At 43.6% G+C, this 2,300-nt stretch carries 4 protein-coding genes and 1 pseudogene; all 5 read left to right on the forward strand.

Annotated features, from left to right (window positions below; translation table 11 throughout):
- Window positions 1–218: pseudogene (locus tag AC1DPK_RS34050) on the forward strand (DNA polymerase III subunit gamma/tau); the annotation flags it as partial.
- Window positions 219–241: 23 nt separating this feature from the next.
- The gene (locus tag AC1DPK_RS34055; RefSeq protein WP_054025909.1) at window positions 242–553 is read left to right on the forward strand and encodes a YbaB/EbfC family nucleoid-associated protein; all 312 of its coding nucleotides are present in this window, start codon (window positions 242–244) and stop codon (window positions 551–553) included.
- A 134-nt stretch (window positions 554–687) separates the two neighbouring features.
- Window positions 688–1,287 carry a recombination mediator RecR gene (gene recR / locus AC1DPK_RS34060; protein WP_076271598.1) on the forward strand — a complete coding sequence of 200 codons (600 nt, stop codon included), beginning with the start codon at window positions 688–690 and terminating at the stop codon, window positions 1,285–1,287.
- 161 nt (window positions 1,288–1,448) lie between these two features.
- Window positions 1,449–1,697, forward strand: a complete 249-nt coding sequence (locus tag AC1DPK_RS34065) for a DUF2508 family protein (protein ID WP_430053873.1) — start codon at window positions 1,449–1,451, stop codon at window positions 1,695–1,697.
- The gene (locus tag AC1DPK_RS34070; RefSeq protein ID WP_076271600.1) at window positions 1,694–1,957 is read left to right on the forward strand and encodes a pro-sigmaK processing inhibitor BofA family protein; all 264 of its coding nucleotides are present in this window, start codon (window positions 1,694–1,696) and stop codon (window positions 1,955–1,957) included. The genes AC1DPK_RS34065 and AC1DPK_RS34070 overlap by 4 nt, the downstream gene beginning before the upstream one ends.
- Window positions 1,958–2,300: the final 343 nt, after the last annotated feature.

Raw genomic sequence — 2,300 nt, forward strand, 5'->3', positions numbered from 1 at the left:
TGCATGATGTACTCGGCGGTTCATTCCGTATTGTTACGGTTATGATGAAGGACTGGCAGGCGGCAGCGGCACAAGGCGCTAGTACGCAGAAGAGCGRGACGCTTCAGCTTGAGCCCGAATCTTCTGCTTCACCACAAGCAGCAAGTCGGCCAGTATGGGTAGAAGAGGCCGTCAAACTTTTTGGTGAAGATTTAGTGGTAGTGAAGGATAAAGATTAATTCTAATGATGAGGTGAATTGTAATGAACAATATGAACCAAATGATGAAGCAAGTGAAAAAGATGCAAGATCAAATGATGAAGGCTCAAGAAGAGTTGGAAACAAAGACGGTTGAAGGAACAGCGGGCGGCGGAGTAGTAACCGTATCTGCGAACGGCCATAAGAAACTTCTTAGCATTACGATTAAACCTGAGGCTGTAGATCCGGAAGATGTCGAAATGCTGCAAGACCTTGTCCTTACAGCTGTTAACGATGCGCTAACTAAAGTGGATGATCTAGCGAATAAGGATATGGGTAAATTCACAGGCGGAATGAAAATTCCAGGATTGTTCTAAGAAGCAGTATTGCTTCTGTTTGAAATAAAGGAAAGTATATTACGTGTACTTATCTTTTATTTCTCCGTCAAAGCTGCTTCAGTGTTCAGGGGACACCGAAGGCGTTTTTTGCTTGAAAGGAGCTGTACCCAGTTTTGTATTACCCAGAACCGATAGCGAAGTTAATTGATGCTTTTACGCGATTACCGGGTATTGGACCCAAAACGGCCGCCCGTCTGGCGTTTCATGTTCTTCGAATGAAGGAAGACGACGTCATTGATTTTGCGAAGGCGCTAGTAAGCGTTAAGCGCAATTTGTTCTATTGCTCGGTTTGTTGCAATATAACCGATACAGATCCATGTAGAATCTGTCAGGATAAATCACGTGACAACTCCATCATATGTGTTGTTCAAGAGTCTAAGGATCTTGTTGCGATTGAGCGTATGAAGGACTTCCAAGGCCATTATCACGTGCTTCAAGGCGCAATTTCGCCTATGGAGGGCATCGGTCCAGACGAAATTCGTATCGCTGAGCTGTTAAGAAGGCTGAGCGACGAACGCGTTCAGGAGCTTATACTGGCCACTAACCCGAATATTGAAGGCGAAGCCACAGCAATGTATCTATCCCGGCTGATCAAGCCATTTGGTATCCGAGTTACGCGTATCGCGCATGGCTTGCCTGTTGGCGGTGATCTTGAATATGCAGATGAGGTTACTTTGTCCAAAGCATTAGAAGGTCGAAGAGAAATAAACTAGTCATAATCAATATAGAAAACGGCAGGTCGAGAAATTACTCGATCTGCCGTTTTTGTCGTTTTGATAAGGTGTTCCTTTTAATATCCCGTTCTATTCTAATGTCCAAGCTTATACATATAGTAATGAACATTATGAAGTGAGGACAAGCGGGAGGGATAGATATGAGCAATACAGGCCAGCTCGAATTAAAAAAAGGGATGAACCAAATGGATGACATCCGAGCCGAAATTGTTGAGGCACACCGTGAATGGGAAAATGCGAATCGTTTCTTTAATTATGCAGTCGGCAAGGATCAAGTGGATTACGCGATATATTGTATGATCACAGCAGAAAAGCGATATGAGATGCTGCTTCGATTGGCAAAGCGTACTAGCAAGAACTGGCCAGCATGGAGAGGGGTGAGAGTGTGAAGACAATATGGTTATCGATTTTTATTGGATCTTCTCTCCTGTTAGCAGTCGTACTGCTTAAGAACAGGTTATCGTGGGGATGGCTGCGCAGCTTCTCGCTTCATCTTGTTCTGGCGGCTGGTTTGCTGTACTTGTTAAACTATTCAGGCCTTGTTCCAGGGATGTATATCCCGCTGAACCCCATAACGATAGGAACTGTACTTACATTAGGTGTACCTGGAGTAGCCTTAATCGTTGGGCTCCAGTGGGTGGTGGTTTAGCAAATTTGAAAAAGGTTTAAGGAAAAGGTTGACTCTGTATTCAATTATGTGCTACATTAGTTCTCGCCCCAAGAGTAAGTAAACAAGCTTCGAAAAAAGAATTTAAAAAAAAGCTTGCATTAACTTKGGCGAATGTGATATATTATAAAAGTCGCCGATACGAAACACGCGGTTGACACGAAAGAATGAATTGTTCTTTGAAAACTGAACAACGAGTAATAACTGCCTCGCAAATCCTTCGGGATAAGCGAAAAAAGCGATAAAAAAGTAATGAGCATTTCAAACACCAATTTGGAGAGTTTGATCCTGGCTCAGGACGAACGCTGGCGGCGTGCCTAATACA

The organism is Paenibacillus sp. 01T424, from assembly GCF_056398745.1.